Below are 20,686 nucleotides of genomic sequence, written 5' to 3'. Positions count from 1 at the left end.
GCCGTAGCAGCGTACCCGTCCGCGCTCAGGGCCTTGGCCAGGGCTTCCGTGCGCTCCTCGGCTTAATCAGCGGGTCCGGGGTTCGAGTCCCTGGCGGCGCACGACACGATGAAGGCCCCTCGCAAGCGCGGGGGGCCTTCGTCATTGGGGTGGATTCTCTCCGGGGTCCCGATTCTCCCCGGCACCGCAAAGGCGGCTGGGGGTCCGGGGGTCATCCCCCGGGAAATGCAGCATCAGCGGGTCCGGGGTTCGAGTCCCTGGCGGCGCACAGACAGCGAAGGTCCCTCGCAAGCGCGGGGGGCCTTCGTCATTGGGGTGCATTCTCTCCGGGGTCCGGGATCCGGGGTTCGAGTCCCTGGCCCGGCGCACGACATGAAGAGGGCAGCTCGCGGAAGCGGGGGGCTTCTCTCGTGCACCCGGACGTTTCGCGCACCCGGCCGCAGGGCGGGCTACCCGGCCGTGATCTTCACCGTCCACGCCCCGGATGCCGTCCTTCCCTCCGCGTCCACCCGCACCTGCGTCCCCGGCACGGTGAAGCTCTCCCCGAGGGCGACCGGGGCATCCGCGAGGGGCGGGTAGACGGAGTTCTCCCAGCAGGCCTCGGTGCGCGGGTGGGCGTCGATGACCTGGATGGGGCCGCTGCCCGAGGCCGCGCCGCTGCGGACGCGGTAGACGAGGATGCCGGAGCGGCAGGCGGCGGTGTCGTTGCCGACCGGGCCGCGCGCCTCGAAGGCGAGGACGCTGTCGGGTCCCGTGCGGACGACCGCGAGCTTGGTGCCGTGGCCGAGCCCGAAGGCCGGGGCCCCGGCCGCGCCCGTGACCGGCATTCCGGGCCCCACACCGAGCGGTTCCAGCGTCAGCCGGGTGACGCCGACCTCCCGTACGCACACCACCTGGCGCGGCTCCAGCCACCCCAGCTTCCACTTGTGCCAGCCGAAGAGGTCCGGGGCCAGTCCGAACTGGCTGCCCATCAGGTCCCAGTCGCCGACGTAGGTGTCCCAGTCGCCCTTGCCGTCGGCCGGCCGGTGGTAGAGGTCGGGCAGGTCGAAGGCGTGCCCGGTCTCGTGGGCGAGGACCAGCCGGTCCGGCGGGTGCTTCTCGAAGACCGTGACGACCCGGCGGATGTCCGTGCCGTCGGCCCTGAGCGGGGTGTCCAGGTTGACGACCTTCGTCGCGTCCGAGTCCACGCCGGGCGCGTCCGGGTCGGCGACGAAGTACACGACGCCGTAGCGGGAGAAGTCGACCTGCGGGTCGGCGACCGCGAGCGCGTCACGCAGGTAGGCGGCCCGGTCCGCCGGGTTCCAGTCGCGCTGTATGGCGTACGCCGTCGACGGCTTCGGCATCCGGATCCACCGCTTGAGGGGGTGCGGATCCAGGGTGAACTTGCCGTACGAGGCGTGTTCGAAGAACCGGCTGGTGGCCGGGAAGTGGTCGGCGGCCAGCTGGGCGGGCGTGGTGCGCGGGGTGGCGTCCGGGAAGGACAGGAAGACCATCACCGCGTCCAGCCTGCGGGCGGGACGCGGGTAGGAGGCGTTCCAGGTGTCGAGGCCCTCCGAGTGGTGGGCCTCGGTGCGCTGCAGGGCGCACGGGATCGACGAGAAGGGCTCGGCGACCGAAGGACCGGTGATCAGGGAGGTCGCGGCGAGCGCGGACAGAGTGGTGCACACGGCGGCGGTGCTGCGCAGTCGGGGGGCCCGGAAGTACTTGAGGGCGAACTGACGCGGCACGGACACCTCCGGGGGCGGTAACACGGGACACCGCACCCAGCCTGTGTGCATTTGTCATACCGCGCCCTGTTTGACTGCCCCGGACGAGTGAGTCGACGGACAGTCCGTCAGGTCCGACACCCCCGAATCGCTCACGGAACGTCACAAGTGGTCGAAGGCGCGGAGAACCCGTCCAGCTGCGGGCAGAAACGATCTGTCAGAAGTGCCGCTCGATCCGGGACACTGGACAGTGGCTGGAAGGCCCCTGGGCCTGCCTCTATGATCGGCACACTTTCCGGCACGGCAGGTATCGAGTGCACTGCGGGAGCTAGCGGTGAGCGGAACGTCCGAAGGGCCGGCGCCCGCGGCAGATCTCGACCGGGACGCCGTAACAGTGAGTAATGGCTGCACGTCTGTTGGTACCGAGCCGCCACCGCCGTATCGCTCGGTCTTCACGGCGGCCCCCCTGGCCATGGCGGTCGTCGACCGGGAGGGCCTGGTCGTCAGCGCCAACGACGGGTTCGGCGCCCTGCTCGGCAGCGACCCGGACGCCCTGGTGGGCCGGATCGGCGCCGATCTGGTGGACCTGGCGTCCGACGCGCGCACCTGGCACGCCTACCGCGAGGTGCTGCGCGGCCGGGAGGCCCGGCTGCGCTGCACACGGCGGCTCAAGCACCCCGACGGACAGTCCGTCTGGGTCCAGGTCGCCGTCACCCCGCTGCCCGCCCCCGCCGAGGGCATCCTGCTGTCGGTCAGCGACATCAGCGCCCAGCGTGAACTGCAGGGCCGGCTGCGGCACTTGCAGATGCACGACCCGGTGACCCGGCTGCCCAACCGCACCCTGTTCTTCGAGCGGCTGACGGCGGCGCTGGACGAGGAGTCGTACGACGAGGGCGGGACGGGCCGGATCGGCCTCTGCTACCTCGACCTCGACGGCTTCAAGGCGATCAACGACACCCTCGGCCACCGTATCGGCGACCGGCTGCTGGCCGCCGTCGCCGAACGCCTCACGCGCTGCGCCGACGAGGCGGGTTACGCCAGAACGAGCGCGCCGCTGGTGGCGAGACTGGGCGGCGACGAGTTCGCGCTGCTGGTGGAGGACTCGACGGGGACGGACCAACTGGCCGATCTGGCCGAGTCGGTGCTCAAGGCCGTCCAGGCGCCCTTCGACATCGCGGGCCAGCGGCTGTCGGTGTCGGCGTCGATCGGCGTCGTCGAGCGGCAGGCGGCCGGTACCACCCCCACCGCGTTCATGCAGGCGGCCGACACCACCCTCTACTGGGCCAAGGCCGACGGAAAGGCCCGCTGGACGCTCTTCGACCCGGAGCGCAACGCCCACCGCATGACCCGCCAGGCTCTGGCCTCCACCCTCCGCCCCGCCATCGAGCGCGGTGAATTCGTGCTGGAGTACCAGCCCTTGGTGGGCATGGAGGACGGGCGGCTGCGCGGTGTGGAGGCGCTGATCCGCTGGAACCACCCGCAGTTCGGTGTCCTGGCGCCGAATCGGTTCATCGGACTGGCCGAGGAGGACGGCTCGATCGTGCCGCTGGGCCGCTGGATCCTGGCCACCGCCTGCCGTCAGGCCCGGCAGTGGCAGCTGGACCACCCGGCCGAACCGCCGCTCTTCGTCAGCGTCAACGTGGCGGTCCGGCAGGTCTGGGACTCCGACCTGGTGGCGGATGTGGCCGAGACCCTCGCGGAGACGGGGCTCGCGCCCCACCTCCTCCAGCTGGAGCTGACGGAGTCGGCCGTGATGGGCTCGGCCGGCCGCCCGCTCCAGGCCCTCCAGGCACTCAGCGACATGGGCGTCCACATCGCCATCGACGACTTCGGCACCGGGTACTCGAACCTGGCCTACCTCAGCCGGCTGCCGGTGTCGGTGCTCAAACTGGACGGCTCCTTCGTACGGGGCTTCCAGTACGAGGGTGCGGGAATGGCGCCCAACCCGGCGGACGAGGTCGTCGTGGAGGCGATGATCCAACTCGCCCACCGGCTGGGGCTGACGGTGACCGCGGAGTGCGTGGAAACCCTGGCGCAGGCGTCCCGGCTGCGGCGGATCGGCTGCGACACCGGGCAGGGGTGGCTGTACTCACGTCCGGTGTCGCCGGACCGTATCTCGGAGTTGATGGGCAGTCAGGCCTACGCGGTCGGCAACCCGTAGGCGTCCGCGACGAGCTCGTACGACCTCAGGCGCAGCTCCCCCCGGTGCGCATGGGAGGTGAGCATCAACTCGTCGGCGCCGGTGCGCTTCTGGAGGGAGTCCAGCCCGTCGCGCACCTCGTCGATGGCGCCGTGCACGATGTTGCCGGTCCAGGACCGGACGAACTCCTCCTCGTACGGACTGAATTCGTACTTCTCGGCCTCGTCCGGGTCGGGGAAGAGGCCGGGGCGGCCGGTGCGCAGGCGGATCATGTTCAGGGCCATGGCCCGGCTCTGCCGGCGGGCCTCGCGCTCGTCGTCGGTCGCGAGGACGGAGACGCCGATGAGGGCGTACGGCTCGTCGAGGACCTCGCTCGGCCGGAAGGACTCGCGGTACAGGTCGAGCGCCGGGACCGTGTTCTGCGCGGAGAAGTGGTGCGCGAAGGCGAACGGCAGGCCGAGGACGCCGGCCAGCCGGGCACTGAAGCCGGAGGAGCCGAGCAGCCAGATCGGGGGGCGGTGCGAGGACTGCACGCCGCCGGCGCTGGTGGCCTGGATCGGGCCGGGGATGGCGTGGATACGGCGGTAGGCGTGGCCGTCCGGGAAGTCGTCGTCCAGGAAGCGGGTGAGCTCGGCGAGCTGCTCGGGGAAGTCGTCGGCGCCCTCGTTGAGACGGTCCGTGCGGCGCAGGGCGGCGGCGGTGGCGCCGTCGGTGCCGGGGGCGCGGCCGAGGCCCAGGTCGATCCGTCCCGGGGCCATCGCCTCCAGCGTGCCGAACTGCTCGGCGATCACCAGCGGGGCGTGGTTGGGGAGCATGACACCGCCGGAGCCGAGGCGGATGCGGTCCGTGTGGGCGGCGAGGTGGGCCAGGATCACGGCCGGGGACGAGGAGGCGACGCCCGGCATGGAGTGGTGCTCGGCCACCCAGTAGCGGTGGAAGCCGCGGGACTCCGTCAGCTTGGCGAGGGACACGCTGGTGCGCAGCGCGTCGGTGGCGGTGCTGCCGGCGCCGACGGTGACCAGGTCCAGTACGGAGAGGGGGACGGGGGCGGTGCCATGTGCTGTTCCCCGGATCTCGTCTGCGGTCACGGTGAAGCCTCCTGTTGTGGGCCGTGCGCTGTCGTTCCGGCGTTAACAGGAGGCTGTCTCCGTTTATTCCTTGGGTTCACACCTGCACGATCGGCTCCCGTGTGAACAACACGCCCAGCGTCGGCGCGTTCACCCTGCGGTCCGCCAGGCGCAGGCCCTCCCAGACCGTGACCTGGTTGGCGGTGAGGACCGGCTTGCCCAGTTCCTTCTCCAGGGCTGGGATGTAGGCGGCCGTGTGCAGGGCCGTGTCCGGCAGCAGCAGCGCCTCCGCGTCGTCGCGGTCGGCGTCGCGGGCCAGCAGGAAGACCTCCGCCTCGCCCCAGGTGCCGACCTCGGCCGCCGTGATGATCCCGGCGCCGCGGAGGGACGTCACCTCGCAGCCGCCCGCCCGCAGGAAGTCCGCGAAGAGACCGGCCACGTCGTCGGGGTAGGTCGCGCCGACCGCGACCCTGCGCACCCCCAGCTCCTGCAGCGCGTGCACGAAGGCGAACGACGTCGACGACGCCGGCATCCCGGCCGCGCGGGCAAGGGTGCGGACCTGCTCGTGGGCACCCTCCCAGCCGTAGACGAAGCTGCCGCTGGTGCATGCCCAGACCACGGAGTCCGCGCCGGCCATGCGCAGTTCCTCGACGCCCGCCGCGAGCCGCTCGGCCGAGCCCATCCGCAGCAGCGCGTCCACCCGGTGGGCGTCCTCGCCGATGTCGGTGTGCACCACGTCGAGGCGGATGTCGCTGCCGATCAACTGCTCGATGCGCGGGTAGTCGTCCTCGGCGGAGTGGCCCGGGTAGAGGAATCCCAGTGCGGTCATGCCATGCCTTCCTGCTGCTGTTCACCGTCCGGAAGTTCCGGCAGTACGGGACCGGAGCGCGCCGCCGGATCGATCAGCGCCTGATACGGCCCCATCGCCCGGGTACCCAGCCGGGCCAGCGCCGCCCACATCGTCACCTGGTTGGCCGAGATCACCGGCATCCGCAGCTCGGCCTCCAGCTGTGGGATGACGTCGTAGGTCGGGAGGTTGGTGCAGCTGATGAACAGCGCGTCGGCACCCCGCCGGCCGCCGCTCCGTACCGCCTTGCGGGCCATGGCCGCCACCTCTCGGTACGGCACCTTCCAGATGTGCCGGGTCAACCCCATGAACGCGCACCCGGTGACCGTGACACCCGCCTCGGCCACGTACTCCTCCAGCGCCCGCGTCACCGACACGGTGTACGGAGTGACGAGGGCCACCCGCCGTGCATCAAGCGCCGTCAGTGCCTCCAGGAGCGCGCCCGAGGTGGTGACCGACGGCAGCGCGCCCGCGCGCGTCATCGCCTCGCACATCGCCCGCTCGCCCGCGATCCCGCCGACGAAGCTGCCCGAGGTGCAGGCGTACGCGACGACCTCCGGCGAGATCGCGGTCAGCGTGCGCACGGCGTCGTCCAGCGTCTCGTGCTCGCTGACCAGCCGGGCCAGGTCCAGACTCACCTCGACCGGCACGAACGGGGTGCGGGTCAGGTGCAGGGAGACGTCGTCGGGCACCCAGCGCCACAGCTCGCGGTCGAGCGCGAAGTCGAAGGGTGCGACCACTCCGACACCGCGCTGCGGCCGCGGTCCACCAAGGAAGGAAACGTCCATGACGGGCACCGCCCTCACTGTGAGAAAGGGGTGAGCAACGGACCGTACGCACGCCCGTGTTGACGAAGGTAGGTTCGGGTGCGAGCGTGGTCAAACCTCGCATGTCAGACGGCCGCCACGTCCTCAGAAACGAGTCCTTCTGCATGACCGTCCCCACACTCCTCGTCCTGGACGCCGATCCGCTCCCCCGCCTCGGCAGACTCACCGGTCGCGCCCGTGTCGAGCACGCGGACGAGTCGACGCTCGCCGAGCGGCTGCCGGCAGCCGATGTACTGCTGGTCTGGGACTTCGCCTCCCGGGCGGTGCGGACCGCGTGGCCGGGCGAGGGACCGCGCCCCCGCTGGGTGCACACGGCGAGCGCGGGCGTCGACCATCTGATGTGTCCGGAACTCGCCGCCTCCGACACGGTGGTGACCAACGCGCGCGGCATCTTCGACCAGCCCATCGCCGAGTACGTCGCCGCGCTCGTCCTGACCATGGCCAAGGACCTGCCGACGACCCTCGCACTCCAGCGGGAGCGGACCTGGCGGCACCGGGAGTCGCAGCGGGTGGCGGGCACGCGCGCGTGCATCGTGGGGTCCGGGCCCATCGGCCGTACGATCGCCCGCACGCTGAAGGCGCTGGACATCACCACCGCGCTCGTCGGGCGCACCCCGCACACCGGCATCCACGGCCCGGACGACCTCGACCGGCTGATCGCCCGCGCCGACTGGGTGATCGCGGCCGCGCCGCTGACCGAGCAGACGTACGGCATGTTCGACGCGCGACGGTTCGGGGTGATGCAGCCGTCCGCGCGGTTCATCAACATCGGGCGGGGTGGGCTGGTGGTCGAGGACGCGCTCGCGGAGGCGCTGGCCAAGCGGTGGATCGCGGGGGCCGCGCTGGACGTCTTCGAGCACGAACCCCTCGCCCCCGACAGCCCGTTGTGGGAGGCCCCGGGACTGATCGTCTCCCCGCACATGAGCGGCGACACGATCGGCTGGCGGGACGAACTGGGGAAGCAGTTCGTGGAGTTGTACGAGCGCTGGGAGGCGGGTCGGCCGCTGCTGAACGTGGTCGACAAGAAGCGTGGGTACGTACCCGGACGTTGAACCTGCTGACGCTGGAGGGAAGATGACGGATTCCGATCTCTACCTCGACCTCACGGAGTTGACCGCCGTACGACTCGTCGAGGGTTATCGCAAGGGCGAGTTCAGTCCCGAGGAAGCGACGCGGGCGGTACTGGAACGGGCCGAGCGGATCCAGCCGGAGGTGAACGCGTTCGTGCGCCTTCTGGCCGACGAGGCGCTGGCGCAGGCCCGGGAGTCGACGGAGCGGTGGCGGCGGGGGGAGCCGAAGGGCCTGGTCGACGGGGTTCCCACGACCGTCAAGGACATCATCCTGTTGCGGGGCGCGCCCACCCTGAAGGGCTCCACAACCATCTCGGAGAAGGGCAGTTGGGACGAGGACGCGCCCTCCGTGGCCCGGCTCCGGGAGCACGGCGCGGTGCTCATCGGCAAGACCACGACCCCCGAGTTCGGCTGGAAGGGCGTGACGGACTCGCCGCTGTCCGGGCCGACCAGGAATCCGTACGACCACACACGCACCGCGGGCGGTTCGAGCGGGGGCGCGGCGGCCGCCGTGGCCCTCGGCGCCGGCCCCCTGGCCCTCGGTACGGACGGCGGGGGCAGTGTCCGCATCCCGGCGGCGTTCTGCGGGATCTTCGCGCTGAAGCCGACGTACGGCCGGGTGCCCCTCTACCCCGCGAGCGCGTTCGGCACGCTGGCCCACGTGGGCCCGATGACCCGGGACGCGGCGGACGCGGCGCTGCTGCTGGACGTGATCGGCGCGCCGGACGCCCGCGACTGGTCGGCACTGGCGGCGGCGCCCGGCTCCTTCGCCGCTGAACTGCCGGGCGGAGTGAGCGGGTTGAGGGTCGCGTACTCACCCTCCCTCGGCGGCCAGGTGGCCGTGCGTCCGGCTGTGGCGGCAGCGGTCCGGCGGGCGGTGGAGCGCCTTGCCGACCTGGGCGCGTACGTCACCGAGGCGGACCCCGACTTCGCCGACCCGGTCGACGCCTTCCACACGCTGTGGTTCGCGGGGGCGGCGCGGGTGACCCAGCAACTCGGGCCGCACCAGAGGAAGTTGCTGGACCCCGGACTGCGGGAGATATGCGGGATCGGCGCCCGCCTGTCCGCCCTCGACTACCTCGCCGCGGTCGACGTCCGCATGGAACTCGGCCGCCGCATGGGCCACTTCCACGAGTCCTACGATCTCCTCGTCACCCCGACGCTCCCCCTCACGGCGTTCGAGGCGGGGGCGGAGGTACCGAAGGGTTCGGGGCACCGGCGCTGGACGGGCTGGACACCCTTCACCTATCCGTTCAACATGACCCAGCAGCCGGCGGCGAGCGTGCCGGTCGGGGTGGACGCGGAGGGGCTGCCGGTGGGCCTGCAGATCGTGGCCGCCCGACACCGCGACGACCTCGTCCTGCGCGCGGCACACGCGTTGTACGAGGCGGGGGCCGCCGGAGTTCGGCGCTCACGTCCCTCCGCGACCGCCGCCTCGTAGGCGGCGGTCACACCCGCCGGAACCGGAGCGTCTCTCCCGCCGCCCCCGACCTCCACAGGTCGTTGCAGCCCTCCGCCATCTGCTCCAGGCCCTCCACGATCTGACCCCAGACGATGCCGGGCACCCAGCCCACGTCCGCGTTGAGGAGCAGGTTGTTGCGTTCGTAGAAGAGGGCCAGGTCGACGAGGGTGGTCCCGGCGCGGACCTCGCGGTCGTAGCCGTAGGCCTTGGTGCCGAGTTCGGTGCCGGCGAAGGAGAAGTAGCACAGGTCGCCGGGGATGGGGGTGACGGTCGGGTTCTCCAGTGGGGGTTCCCGGTCCGCGAACGGTGGGAACAGGGCGTAGATCTCGTTGCGGGCGTACTTCGCGTGGTAGACGTCGCTGCTCAGCGGGAGTGCGTCCCACACGGCCGCGCAGGTGAGTGGGGCGCGGTCGTCCAGGAGTTTTGCGGTGCAACTGATTCCGCGCTTGACCAGCGAGACTTCGATGTAGCGATCAGCCATGCCCTCCATGGTGCATACATCGCATGCTCCCGGGTAGCCGCGCCGCCATGGCTCCACCTAACCAGAACGACTTCGCACACGATGACGACATCGGGAACGAAAGAGACATACCTGGAACCACGCGCCGGTCGCTGCTCGCGGGGGTGGCGGCGCTCGGCGTGATGGGTGCCGCGGGGTGCAGTCGCGTGGCCACCGCGGAGACCAGGAACGGCGGCGACCTGCTCGACCGGCTGAAGGCCGCAGGTGTCGTACGGCTGGGGATCGCCGGGGAGATTCCCTTCGGGTACATCGACAAGGACGGTCAACTCACCGGCGAGGCACCGGAGTTGGCCAAGGTCATCTTCAAGAGGCTGGGGGTGGACCGGGTCCAGCCCGTGCCCACCGAGTTCGGGTCGCTGATCCCGGGGCTCAACTCCCAGCAGTTCGACGTCGTCGCCGCCGGGATGTATGTGAATCCCGAGCGGTGTCAGCAGGTCATCTTCGCCGATCCGGACTACCAGATGCTCGACTCCTTCATCGTGCGGAAGGGGAACCCCAAGGGGCTGCACAGCTACAAGGACGTCGTCGAGAAGAAGGCCAAGTTCGCGACCGGGACCGGCTACGCCGAGATCCAGTACGCCGTCGAGGCGGGATACAAGCAGAGCGACATCCTCATCGTGCAGGACCAGGTGGCCGGGCTGAACGCCGTCGAGGCGGGGCGGGCCGACGTGTTCGCCGGTACCGCGCTCACCACACGGGAAGTGGTGAAGAAGTCCCGCAAGGCCGAGGCGACCAAGGCCTTCGCCCCGCTCGTCAAGGGCAAACCGCACGTCGACGGGGGCGCCTTCGCGTTCCGGCTCGGCGAGACGCGGCTGCGCGACGCCTTCAACGTCGAGCTGCGCAAGCTGAAGAAGAGCGGCGAGCTCTTCCGGATCCTCAAGCCCTTCGGCTTCACCCAGGCCGAGATGACCGACCTGACGGCCAAGGAGCTGTGCGGGGGAGGCACGAGCTGATGACCTCCGGACTCTGGGAACTCGTACTCAAAGGGATCTGGGTCACCGTCCAGCTCCTCGTGTTCAGCTCGCTCGTCGCCGCGGCCGTCTCCTTCGTCGTCGGCGTCGCACGCACCCACCGGCTGTGGATCGTCCGCTTCCTCGCGGGCTTCTACACCGAGGTGTTCCGCGGAACCTCCGCACTGATCATGATCTTCTGGGTGTACTTCGTACTGCCCCTGGCCTTCGGCTGGCAGCTGGTGCCGCTGTGGGCGGGCACGCTGGCGCTCGGGCTGACGTACGGCGCCTACGGCTCCGAGATCGTGCGGGGTGCGCTGGGCGCCGTCGATCCGGCGCAGAAGGAGGGCGGGATCGCGCTCAGCTTCACGCCCTGGCAGCGGATGCGGCTCATCCTGCTGCCGCAGGCCGTGCCGGAGATGATCCCGCCCTTCTCCAACCTGCTGATCGAGCTGCTCAAGGGCACCGCCCTGGTGTCGATCATCGGCATGGGCGACCTGACCTTCAGCGCCAACCTGGTGCGGCTCGCGCTGCAGCAGAGCGCGGAGATCTACACGTACATCCTGCTGATCTACTTCGTGATCGCCTTCCTGCTCACCCGGGTCATGCGGGGGCTGGAGAAGAAGCTGAAGGCGGGCGTGGGCAAGGCGCCCGAGCGCAGGACCGTCACCGAGCCAGGGCCCGTCAGTGCCGGGGTCGGTGCCGGGATCGGAGGGGGTTCCTGATGAAGTGGGACTGGAATGCCGTCGGCGACTTCATGCCGCACTTCTGGGACGGCGTACTCGTCACCCTGCAGGCTCTCGCCCTCGGCTCGCTGATCTCGTTCGCGCTGGGTCTGGTGTGGGCGCTGCTGATGCGGACACCGAGCCGGTGGGTGCGCTGGCCGGTCGGGGTCGTCACCGAGTTCGTGCGGAACACCCCGCTGCTGGTGCAGCTGTTCTTCCTGTTCTATGTGATGCCCGAGTGGGGGCTGACCCTGTCCGCCCTGACCACCGGTGTCATCGGCATCGGCCTGCACTACTCGACGTACACCATGCAGGTCTACCGCGCCGGCATCGAGGCCGTGCCGGCCGGCCAGTGGGAGGCCGCGACGGCGCTGAACCTGCCGCGGCTGCGGACCTGGCAGGTGGTGATCCTGCCGCAGGCGATCCGCCGGGTCGTGCCGGCCCTCGGCAACTACGTGATCGCGATGCTCAAGGACACGCCCATGCTGATGGCGATCACCGTGCTGGAGATGCTCGGCCAGGCACGGCTCTTCTCCCAGCAGCACTTCCAGTTCACCGAGCCCATCACGGTGATCGGTGTGGCCTTCATCGTCATTTCCTATCTGGCCTCCCTTCTTCTGCGAGCTCTGGAGCGACGCCTTGTCCACTGACGCCCCCCTGATGAAAGATCCCGACGCCCACGCCAACCCGCCGGTGGACGGCAGCGAGCTGATCCGGTTCGAGCAGGTCACCAAGCGGTTCGGGCAGAACACGGTGCTCGACCGGCTCGACTTCTCCGTCGAGTCCGGCAAGCACGTCACGCTGATCGGCCCGTCCGGCTCCGGCAAGACGACGATCCTGCGCCTGCTGATGACCCTCACCAAGCCGGACGAGGGCACCATCACGGTCGCCGGGGACAAGCTGCACCCCGCGCCCGAGAAGCAGATCCGCGAGGTCCGCAAGAACATCGGGATGGTCTTCCAGCAGTTCAACCTGTTCCCGAACATGACCGTGCTCAGGAACATCACCGAGGCCCCGGTGACGGTGCTCGGTCTGTCCAGGGACGAGGCGGAGCAGCGGGCGCGCGAGCTGCTCGACCTGGTGGGCCTCGCCGACAAGGCGGGCGCCCGCCCGACCCAGCTCTCCGGCGGCCAGCAGCAGCGCGTCGCGATCGCCCGCGCGCTGGCGATGCGCCCGCAGGTGCTGCTGCTCGACGAGGTGACCTCCGCGCTCGACCCCGAGCTGGTCGCCGGCGTCCTGGACGTGCTGCGCGACATCGCCCGCACCACCGACATCACGATGCTCTGTGTGACCCACGAGATGAACTTCGCCAGGGACATCTCGGACCAGGTGCTGATGTTCGACTCCGGCCGGGTCATCGAGTCGGGGTCGCCGGAGAAGATCTTCAGCGAGCCCGAGCAGGACCGCACCCGAGAATTTCTCAGCGCGGTGCTCTGACCTCGGTATGCCTTCAGAGGTTGAATGGCGTTCAACCTACGAGGTCCGGGCACCGGGTCTTACCTCTGTCATATGCCAGAGTGTCGGCGCCCCTGCTGAGAGCCGTGCAGGGGCGCCGGAATCTCATCAACAACCGCTCGCAACAAGCCTCTTGGCCGTTATCGTGGAAGAGATTCACTGTCTGGATTACGGCCCAGTCGTAGCAACGCTGTAGAGCGAGCGCAGGGGGAACACCGTGGCGCTGAAGCACGAGCCGACCGCGCCGTACCACTCGGCCCAGGACGCCCTGCGCGTCCTGGAGACAGTGGCACGGCACACGACCGGAATCAACGACTCCGAGCTCGCCCGCGAGACAGGCCTCGACCCGGAGCGGCTGACCACCCTCCTGAGGATGCTCCGCCGCGAGGGCTACATCGAGCAGATAGCCGACGGCGCCTACATCACCGGCGACGCCCTCACCCGCCTCGGCTCCGCCCAGGGCCGCGAGGCCGCCCTGCGCGACAAGCTGCAGCGCACCCTGGACCGGCTGCGCGACTCGGTGGGCGCGGCCGTCTACCTCAGCTGTTACGTCGACGGTGAGGTGAAGGTCGCCCAGTGGGCCGACGGCCCGACCACACCCGTGGTCAACGAGTGGGTCGACTTCCGCTACTCGGCCCACGCCACCGCGATCGGCAAGAGCCTCCTGGGCCAGCTCGACCACAACGGCCGGCGCGACCATCTCGCCCGACACAAGCTGCCCCGCCTCACCTCGCGCACCATCACCAACGACCGGCTGCTCCTGTCCCGCCTGGAGTCGCAGCCGGCCACCGTGCCCCACCTCGACCTCCAGGAGTACGCGATCGGCACGGTCTGCGCGGCCGTACCGATCACCGCCGGTTCCTCGGTGGGCTGCCTGGCCCTCTCCCTCCCGGTCGAACACGCCCACCGCCTGCGCCAGGCCGCGGACACGCTCAACCGCAACGCGGCGCCGGTGCTGCTGTCCCTGACCATCTGAGCCGACCGTCCGAACCGACCGTCCGAGGTGCCCGCAGGGTGGTCACAAGCACCCCTCCGGACCAGGTACTATTTTCTCCGTCGCCGCCCACGAGAGACGAAATCAAGTGGCCGGCGAGAGTCATGCGCCGCTAGCTCAGTTGGTTAGAGCAGCTGACTCTTAATCAGCGGGTCCGGGGTTCGAGTCCCTGGCGGCGCACAGACAGCGAAGGTCCCTCGCAAGCGCGGGGGGCCTTCGTCATTGGGGTGCATTCTCACCGGTGTCCGGAATCTCCCCGTCAGCGCAGAGGCGGCTGGGGGTCCGGGGGTCATCCCCCGGGGAATGCAGCATCAGCGGGTCCGGGGTTCGAGTCCCTGGCGGCGCACGATGGCGATGGCGAGGCGTGTTCGCGGAAAGCGCGAACGGCCTCGCCATCGTCGTGTCTGCGCGGCTGCGCCGCGCGTTGTGGGGGCTCCGCCACCCACACCCCCGTCAAGAAGGGCCTCTCGTGGGAGCGAGGGGTCCTTCGAGATTTTCCGGCACCGGCAGGGGCGGCTGGAGGGCTGGGGGCCCGCGGCGAAGCCGCTGATGTCACAGCCCCCAGGGAATGCAGCATCAGCGGGTCCGATGGGGGCTCCGCCACCCACACCCCCGTCAAGAACGGCCTCTCGTGGGAGCGAGGAGCCCTTCGGCGTCTGTCCCGGTCAGCCTGCGGTACGTCCGCTCCCCCGGCGGCAGCCACCACACCGGATCACCGCACCGGAAGCCCTCGCGCCTGAGCCCCGCCCGGTGGATCTTGTTCGTCGCCGTGACCGGCATCCGCTCCACCACCCGCACGAACCGGGGCGTCATCTTCGTGCCCAGATCCGGCTGGGCGGCGAGAAACTCGGCGAACCCCTCCGGCTCGAAGCTCCCCGCGACCGTCGCCATCACCTGGTCCCCGGTCACCGGATCGGGCACCGCGTACACGGCGACGGCATCGGCACCCTCGTACCGCGCGAGGATGTTCTCGATCATCGCGGCGGCCAGATTCTCGCCGTCGACGCGGATACGGTCGTCCGTGCGCCCGGCGAAGTACAGATACCCGTCCGCGTCCCGGTAGAAGAGATCGCCGGTCCAGTAGGCCCCGCCCCGCCGCCGCTCGGCCTCCGCCTCCGGGTTGCGCCAGTACCCCTCGAAGGGGTTCCGGGCGCGGTTGACCAGCTCCCCTATCGCCTCGTCCCCGTTCACCAGCCGCCCCGCCGGGTCGAATCGAGCGGGCCCGCACTCCTCCCCCGTCTCCCGGTCGAGTACGACGAGCCCGGGCCCCGCCCGCCCCACGGCCCCGACCGGCGTCCCCGGCGACCACTGGATCGCCGCCCCGCCCTCCGAGGACCCGTACCCCTCCACCAGCCGCACCCCGAACCGCCGCTCGAAGGCCGCCGCGTCGACCGCCCCCGCCTCCGTGCCGAAGCCGAGCCGGAGCGGGTTGTCCCGGTCGTCGTCACGCGCCTCGGTGGCCAGGACGTACTGCACGGCCCGCCCGACATACGTGAAGTACGTAGCCCCGTACTTCCGTACGTCCGCCAGGAACCCGGACGCCGAGAACCGCCGCCGTAGCGCCACCCCCGCCCCGGCCGCCAGCGCGGGCGCCCAGTCGGCGATCACCGCGTTGCCGTGGAACATGGGCATGCAGATGTAGTGCACGTCCTCGCGCCGGACGCCGAACTGGCCGACCAGGGAGGCGCCGGCGGCGGCCAGACGGCCCTGGGTGCAGATGGCCGCCTTGGGGGCGCCGGTGGAGCCGGAGGTGAAGTAGAGGAGGAGGCGGTCGTCGGGGGTGGCGCGGGACGGGTCCGGTACGGCGGTCGTATACGGCGCGAGGAGGTCGTCGTACTCGTCCGTGTCCGTCAACAGGAGTCGTACGCTGGGGAGTTCGAGGCCCCTGAGGAGCGGAAGGTGGGTGTGGCCGGTGACGAGGACGCGGCACTCGGTGTGCAGGATGTCGCGGGCGAGTTCGGGGCCGCGGCGGGTCGGGTTGATACCGGCGACGGCGGCCCCCGCGAGGGCGGCGGCGCCCAACCAGAGGGGGTATTCAGGCGTGTTGTCCAGCAGGACGCCGACGTGGGGCTCGGCGCCGGGCGGCAGGAGGTCGGTCAGCAGGGCCGCCCGGGCGGCGGCACCGGCGGCGAACTCGTGGTGGGTGAAGGTCCGTTCCTCGTACCAGAGGCCGGGGCGGTGGTCGTCCCACCGCTCGGCTACGAGTTCCGCGACCGTGCGCCTGGTGGACTCCCTGGACTCCATGGGGGCGCACGGTAGTTGACGTACCGTCAGATGTGGAGGGTCACGGCGTGGTCGTGTAGCCGTCGTCGACACTGAAGAGCGCGTCGCCGATCGGTTGGAAGACCTCGGCGTACGTGACCATGAAGCCGACGCAGAAGAGGACGATCACGCCGAGGAACGCGAGGATCCCGAAGGTCGCCGCCGTCTGCCCGAGCGCGCGGCCCGGTGCGTGGGCCGTGGCCACCACGTTCGGGCCGTCCTTGTAGTAGACGGTGACGAGGTCGCCCTCCAGATGGGTCGCCGGGCCGTTCTCCTCCTCGAAGCGGATCGCCCGGCCGTCCTGGGTCGTGAACTCGTAGACGTGGTGGAGGGTCGTGCGCACGGAGGTGTCGTTGGCGCCGCCGTGGGTCGTCGTGAACATCCGCAGGCACCGGCCCTGCGCGGTGAGCCCGCTGTTCCAGGCGCCGCGCACCTGCAGCCAGCGGCGCACGACGCGGTACGCCATGAACAGGGCACCCGCCATGATCAGGCAGGGAAAGAGGTAGAAGAAGACGTCCATGGGGTCCCCCGGGGTCTCAGGTCACCGCCCTACCCATCGGTAGGGCGGTGTGAGGAAAGTACCCGCGGAGATCGCCGGACTGTCTCAAGTAATGCTCAGAGCTTCAGAACGTGACGTCCGAGCAGGCATAGAACGCGTTGCCCGTGTCCGCGATCGTCCAGACCGCGACGATCACATGGTGGCCGGACAGGCCCGACGGCAGGGTGCCGCTGTGGGAGAGCGTGGCCGGGGGGCGCCGGCCATTGTAGGGGACGGTCAGGAACGGGGTGGTGTTGAGGTCGGAGCGGGCCAGGTTGTGGTTCTGGTTCCAGCCCTGCCTGGTGACGTAGTACTTGAAGTCGGTCGTGGCGTGCATGGCGGTGAACTGCCAGCGGAAGGTGTAGGTCTGACCGCCCGTCACCTTCGTGGTCGGCCAGGCGCCGCCCGACGGCGTCTTCGAGCCGTCGAGCTGCGAGAAGCGGGCGTTACCGCCGGAGCAGATCGATCCGTCGGCCGGCCCGGCGGCCGGGAAGCCCTTCGGGCCCTCGACGCTCTGCGGCTCGTACTGGATGTCGCCGCAGTTCGTCACGGTGCCGTTGGCGCAGAGCTTCTGCCTGCTGACGGGGAGGTCGGTGTAGCCGTGGCTGCTCGCGCCGCCGGTGGACAGCACGAGGGCTCCGGTGGTCGCGAGGCCCACCACGGCCCCGTACAACGTGGTCTTTCTGCGCATGCTGCCGCTCCTGGAGAACGTGTGGGGAAGTTCCGTGAGGCGTGCAGGTCTAGACCAAGTTCCAGATTATTGCCGCACGTTGAACATGTCCATACCAATAGCGGAGACCTTTCAGGGCCCCTGTTCCCCCGCTCAGGGCCCCTGTTCCCCCCGCCCGGAACAGAAGGCGACCGTCAAGTCCTTGACCAGCGCCTTGCGTTCGTAGTCGTCCAGCTCCACAAGCCCCCGCATGGTCAGTCGTGTCACCGTGTCCTCCACCGAGTCCACGACCGAGGTCAGCACGCTCGCCCGGTGCTGGGCGTCCAGCGCGGCGATACGGCGGCGGTGCATCGCGGCGGCGACCTCGGGGGCGTACTCGACCCGGACCGGCTGGACCGAGAACACCTCAAGGCCGACCGGTGCCGCGTCCGCCGCGACCAGGCGGGTCAGCGCGTCCCCGGCCGCCTCGGCCGAGCCCTTCGGGTCGCCGGGCATCTCGACCGGCACCCGGGCGAGGCCCGCCTCCACGCACTCGCGCAGATACGTCTCGTGGTCCTCGACCCCGAGCACGGCCCGTGCGGTGTCCCGCACCCGCCACACCACCAGGACCACGACCCGCAGCGCGACGCCGTTCCCGTCGGCGGCCGGCATCGGCTCGCTCCTCCAGTGCCGCAGCCGTACGTCCACCCGGCGCCGCAGCAGCAGCGGGTTCACCCACATCAGGCCGGTGCGCCGGACCGTCCCCCGGTACCGACCGAACAGCCCCAGCACCCAGGCCCGCCCGGTCCGCCCGCGCGCCAGCCCGCCGAAGCCGAACAGCCCGAGGGCGCCGGCACCGGCGTACGCGGCCCACTGCACGGGACCGAGCCCGGCCCCCGCGAACTCCGGCAGCCTGAGCGCCTCGACCGCGAGCGGCGGCAGCACCCCCGCCCACCAGGAGTTCGCCACGCACCCGGCGACTCCGCAGGCCCCGGCGAGCACGCCCGCCGTGCCGGGCAGCACCCCGGCCGGGCGTTCGGTCAGCTCGGGATCGGCCTGCGGGACGGGACGCGGCTTCGCCTGGACCGGACGGCGGAACCGTGGCTGCTCACCGGTGCCCTGCCGGCGGCCGACGACCGCGGGCCTGAGCGGGACCGGCGCCGGGTCGGGGTCGTCACGGAAGAGCAGATGGACGGGGATCTCCATGGTCGCCTCGTTGTGGATGAGGCGGGCCGGACCTGATCTGCTCGGTCCCTCGGAATCGGGTGTCTGTGAAGTGGTCGTCGTGCTCATGCGTGCCTCCAGCCTCCGCGCCAGATGCGTCACAACAGGGGGTACTGCAAGGGGGGTGTTGCCAGGGGGCCGCTTCAGGTGATCTGCCCGCGGGGGTACCTCGGGTGGCACGAGAACTGCCGTGTCCCTACGCGAAGAGCCGCCGCCAGGTCTCCGGCCCCGGATAGCCGTCCGCCGCGCCGCCCCGCCAGCCCTGGGCGCGCTGGAAGGCCTCGACGTTGCGGCGGTCCGCCTCGCCCCAGCGCGGCCCCGGCCCGGTGGTGTAGTACTTGCCGAACCCTTTCTTCACCAGCTGCTCCCCGAGCTCGGTGACATAGGCGTTGTTCGCCCCGGGCCGGAACATGCCCCGCCCGGGATAGCCGGGGACGCCGTGCGAGGCGGGCTTCCCCTGCGGGGCCGGTGTGGGCGCGGGCTTCCCCGGCGAGGCGGGCTTCCCGTGGGCCGCCGGCGGTCCCGCCGCCCCGGTCGCCGGGATGCCGTGCCCCTTCCCGGTCACCAGCAGCTGCCAGGTCCGCGGTCCCGGCAGCCCGTCGGCGTCGGCGCCCTGCCATCCCTGGGCCTGCTGGAACGCCTGGGTGGCCCGCCCGTCGGCGTCGGACCACCGCGGCCCCGGCCCCGAGGTGTAGAACCGTGCGCCGCCCCGCGCGACGAGCATCTGCCCGAGCCGGGTGACGTACTGGTTGTTCGCGCCGGGGCCGAAGGACGCCGCTCCGGGAAAGGGCGTCGCGTCCTTCGCGGAGGTCGTCCCGGAGGTCGTCCCGGAAGCCGCCCCGGAGCCGGTCCCGGAACCCGTGCCGGAACTCGTGCCGGAACCCGTCCCGGTGCTCACCCCGGTGCCCGTCCCGGCCCCCGCCGTGTCCGCCGCGAGCCCCTTGTAGCGGTAGGGGACGTAGCGGTCCGAGTTGCTCCAGTAGGCGTACGGGGTGTCCTGGCGGCGGGCGTTCGGGGGAGTCTCCTCGTAGGCGATGTAGTAGGTGTGCGTGTAGTCGGTCCAGCCGCCGAAAATGACGACGTGCGAGCCTTTCTCGGGGTTCGCGGGATTGTGGAAGAGGAGAATGTCGCCGGGCTGCAGCTCCCCCGCGGTAACGCGCACACCGAACTTGTCGAGGCTGCCGGTCCATTCGTTTCCGGGCAGGTTCCAGGCCATCGAGACGAAGCCCGAGCAGTCCTGCCGGTAACCGTCGGACCAGTAGTCCTCCATGCTGTACGGCACCTCCGCGGCGACCCATCGCTTGGCCCGGTTGATGATCTCGGCCCGGGTGGTCGTGGGCGCCTCGACCCCATGGGCCGGCTTCGCGGGCTCGCCGCCCGGGCCGTGCAGCGGGGCCTTGCCGCCCTGTGGGGTGGCGGGCTCGTCACCCGTGTCATCTGCGGGAACGCCGGGTGCGGGGGGTCCGTGCGGGGCGGCGACCGCGGGGACGACATGTCCGGCGCCGAGGGCGGCGGAGGCGGCGGCCGCGACGATCACGGCCCGGTGGGCGGCGGGGTGGCGGACCGTACGCGCATGGGGAAGAACCCGCCGCCAGTGAAGGCACCCGGGGCAGTCGCAGTCGCTCGCGGGATCGAATTCCTCGAATACCGGAGTCTCCATGCGATGCCCCTCACACTCCAGGTGGAAATGTCCGCGCTCGTACACGTCGATCAGTTTCCCAACTGTCCTCCGGACGCGCATTCTGACGGTCCGAATGACGTACACCGCCGCCCCCCGATCCACCCGACAGGGCTCCCGGGGTGGTCGGGAGCACCCCCACAGATCCGGTAGAGTTATGACGTCAGCAGGCGCCGCTAGCTCAGTTGGTTAGAGCAGCTGACTCTTAATCAGCGGGTCCGGGGTTCGAGTCCCTGGCGGCGCACTTCAGAAGGGCCTCTCGTGGGAGCGAGGGGCCCTTCGAGATTTTCCGGCACCGCAGGCGCGGCTGGGGGTCTGGGGGCCCGCGGCGAAGCCGCTGATGTCACAGCCCCCAGGGAATGCGGCATCAGCGGGTCCGGGGTTCGAGTCCCTGGCGGCGCACGACGTCGATGGCGAGGCATGGTCGCGGAAAGCGCGAACGGCCTCGCCGTCGTCATGTCTGCGCGGCTGCGCCGGGGCCGTGCCCCGCCACGTGGTGTAGGGGATCAAGCGCTCCACGTTCCGATTCGAGGCCCGTCGCGATCTCCGTCGAGGCAGCTATCCGCGAAGCG

Annotated in this window: 18 protein-coding genes and 2 tRNA genes; 10 read left to right on the top strand and 10 right to left on the bottom strand. The window is 70.7% G+C overall.

The features are described from left to right. Positions 1-449 precede the first annotated feature (449 nt). The gene (locus ACWC09_RS49860) at positions 450-1,778 is read right to left on the bottom strand and encodes a M6 family metalloprotease domain-containing protein (protein ID WP_450858622.1); all 1,329 of its coding nucleotides are present in this window, start codon (positions 1,776-1,778) and stop codon (positions 450-452) included. 262 nt (positions 1,779-2,040) lie between these two features. Between ACWC09_RS49860 and ACWC09_RS49855 the strand changes: the two genes are divergently transcribed. Continuing rightward, positions 2,041-3,867, top strand: a complete 1,827-nt coding sequence (locus tag ACWC09_RS49855) for a putative bifunctional diguanylate cyclase/phosphodiesterase (protein ID WP_450858620.1) — start codon at positions 2,041-2,043, stop codon at positions 3,865-3,867. On the opposite strand, the gene ACWC09_RS49850 is transcribed toward ACWC09_RS49855, so the two are convergent. The 3 genes from ACWC09_RS49850 to ACWC09_RS49840 form a co-directional block, all read right to left on the bottom strand. Next, entirely contained in the window at positions 3,846-4,934 is a 1,089-nt protein-coding gene (locus tag ACWC09_RS49850) for an LLM class flavin-dependent oxidoreductase (protein WP_450858618.1), read from the bottom strand. The genes ACWC09_RS49855 and ACWC09_RS49850 overlap by 22 nt on opposite strands. A gap of 76 nt (positions 4,935-5,010) precedes the next feature. Beyond that, positions 5,011-5,742, bottom strand: a complete 732-nt coding sequence (locus ACWC09_RS49845; RefSeq protein ID WP_450858616.1) for a maleate cis-trans isomerase family protein — start codon at positions 5,740-5,742, stop codon at positions 5,011-5,013. Then, positions 5,739-6,548: a maleate cis-trans isomerase family protein gene (locus ACWC09_RS49840; RefSeq protein WP_450858614.1), complete on the bottom strand. Its 810-nt coding sequence runs from the start codon at positions 6,546-6,548 to the stop codon at positions 5,739-5,741. The genes ACWC09_RS49845 and ACWC09_RS49840 overlap by 4 nt, the downstream gene beginning before the upstream one ends. Before the next feature lie 143 nt (positions 6,549-6,691). Here ACWC09_RS49840 and ACWC09_RS49835 point away from each other — a divergent pair, with 143 nt between their 5' ends. Beyond that, the gene (locus ACWC09_RS49835) at positions 6,692-7,639 is read left to right on the top strand and encodes a D-2-hydroxyacid dehydrogenase (RefSeq protein WP_450858612.1); all 948 of its coding nucleotides are present in this window, start codon (positions 6,692-6,694) and stop codon (positions 7,637-7,639) included. A 22-nt stretch (positions 7,640-7,661) separates the two neighbouring features. After that, complete coding sequence (locus ACWC09_RS49830; protein WP_450858611.1) at positions 7,662-9,098, top strand: amidase; 1,437 nt, start codon at positions 7,662-7,664, stop codon at positions 9,096-9,098. Between the two features lie 7 nt (positions 9,099-9,105). Here the strand turns inward: ACWC09_RS49830 and ACWC09_RS49825 are convergent, their stop codons facing one another. Continuing rightward, a complete protein-coding gene (locus ACWC09_RS49825) occupies positions 9,106-9,600 on the bottom strand; it encodes a DUF3830 family protein (protein WP_450858609.1) in 495 nt (164 codons plus the stop codon). A gap of 47 nt (positions 9,601-9,647) precedes the next feature. On the opposite strand from ACWC09_RS49825, the gene ehuB reads away from it, so the two are divergent. The 6 genes from ehuB (at position 9,648) to ACWC09_RS49795 (ending at position 13,943) form a co-directional block, all read left to right on the top strand. Next, the gene (ehuB, locus tag ACWC09_RS49820; protein ID WP_450858607.1) at positions 9,648-10,592 is read left to right on the top strand and encodes an ectoine/hydroxyectoine ABC transporter substrate-binding protein EhuB; all 945 of its coding nucleotides are present in this window, start codon (positions 9,648-9,650) and stop codon (positions 10,590-10,592) included. Beyond that, complete coding sequence (gene ehuC / locus ACWC09_RS49815) at positions 10,592-11,314, top strand: ectoine/hydroxyectoine ABC transporter permease subunit EhuC (protein WP_450858605.1); 723 nt, start codon at positions 10,592-10,594, stop codon at positions 11,312-11,314. Before ehuB ends, ehuC begins: the two co-directional genes overlap by 1 nt. Beyond that, entirely contained in the window at positions 11,314-11,964 is a 651-nt protein-coding gene (gene ehuD / locus ACWC09_RS49810; RefSeq protein WP_450858604.1) for an ectoine/hydroxyectoine ABC transporter permease subunit EhuD, read from the top strand. Before ehuC ends, ehuD begins: the two co-directional genes overlap by 1 nt. Before the next feature lie 10 nt (positions 11,965-11,974). Beyond that, the gene (gene ehuA / locus ACWC09_RS49805) at positions 11,975-12,751 is read left to right on the top strand and encodes an ectoine/hydroxyectoine ABC transporter ATP-binding protein EhuA (RefSeq protein WP_450858603.1); all 777 of its coding nucleotides are present in this window, start codon (positions 11,975-11,977) and stop codon (positions 12,749-12,751) included. A 235-nt stretch (positions 12,752-12,986) separates the two neighbouring features. Continuing rightward, positions 12,987-13,745, top strand: a complete 759-nt coding sequence (locus tag ACWC09_RS49800; protein ID WP_450858602.1) for an IclR family transcriptional regulator — start codon at positions 12,987-12,989, stop codon at positions 13,743-13,745. A gap of 124 nt (positions 13,746-13,869) precedes the next feature. Continuing rightward, positions 13,870-13,943: transfer RNA gene (locus tag ACWC09_RS49795), tRNA-Lys, on the top strand. A gap of 435 nt (positions 13,944-14,378) precedes the next feature. Here ACWC09_RS49795 and ACWC09_RS49790 read toward each other — a convergent pair. The 5 genes from ACWC09_RS49790 to ACWC09_RS49770 all read right to left on the bottom strand — a co-directional run bounded on the left by ACWC09_RS49790 (position 14,379) and on the right by ACWC09_RS49770 (position 20,096). Beyond that, positions 14,379-16,007 (bottom strand): AMP-binding protein, encoded by a 1,629-nt coding sequence (locus ACWC09_RS49790; RefSeq protein ID WP_450858600.1) that lies wholly within the window; start codon positions 16,005-16,007, stop codon positions 14,379-14,381. A 40-nt stretch (positions 16,008-16,047) separates the two neighbouring features. Then, positions 16,048-16,545, bottom strand: a complete 498-nt coding sequence (locus ACWC09_RS49785; protein ID WP_450858598.1) for a hypothetical protein — start codon at positions 16,543-16,545, stop codon at positions 16,048-16,050. Between the two features lie 103 nt (positions 16,546-16,648). Then, complete coding sequence (locus ACWC09_RS49780) at positions 16,649-17,254, bottom strand: lytic polysaccharide monooxygenase auxiliary activity family 9 protein (protein ID WP_450858596.1); 606 nt, start codon at positions 17,252-17,254, stop codon at positions 16,649-16,651. 132 nt (positions 17,255-17,386) lie between these two features. Further along, positions 17,387-18,505: an SPFH domain-containing protein gene (locus ACWC09_RS49775; RefSeq protein ID WP_450858594.1), complete on the bottom strand. Its 1,119-nt coding sequence runs from the start codon at positions 18,503-18,505 to the stop codon at positions 17,387-17,389. A gap of 127 nt (positions 18,506-18,632) precedes the next feature. After that, complete coding sequence (locus ACWC09_RS49770; protein ID WP_450858593.1) at positions 18,633-20,096, bottom strand: peptidoglycan-binding protein; 1,464 nt, start codon at positions 20,094-20,096, stop codon at positions 18,633-18,635. A 188-nt stretch (positions 20,097-20,284) separates the two neighbouring features. On the opposite strand from ACWC09_RS49770, the gene ACWC09_RS49765 reads away from it, so the two are divergent. Beyond that, positions 20,285-20,358 (top strand) — tRNA-Lys (locus tag ACWC09_RS49765). Positions 20,359-20,686 lie beyond the last annotated feature (328 nt).

Source organism: Streptomyces sp. NPDC001617 (assembly GCF_053596855.1).
The sequence above is the reverse complement of the archived record's forward strand: the minus strand, read 5'-3'. Positions and strand labels throughout refer to the sequence as shown.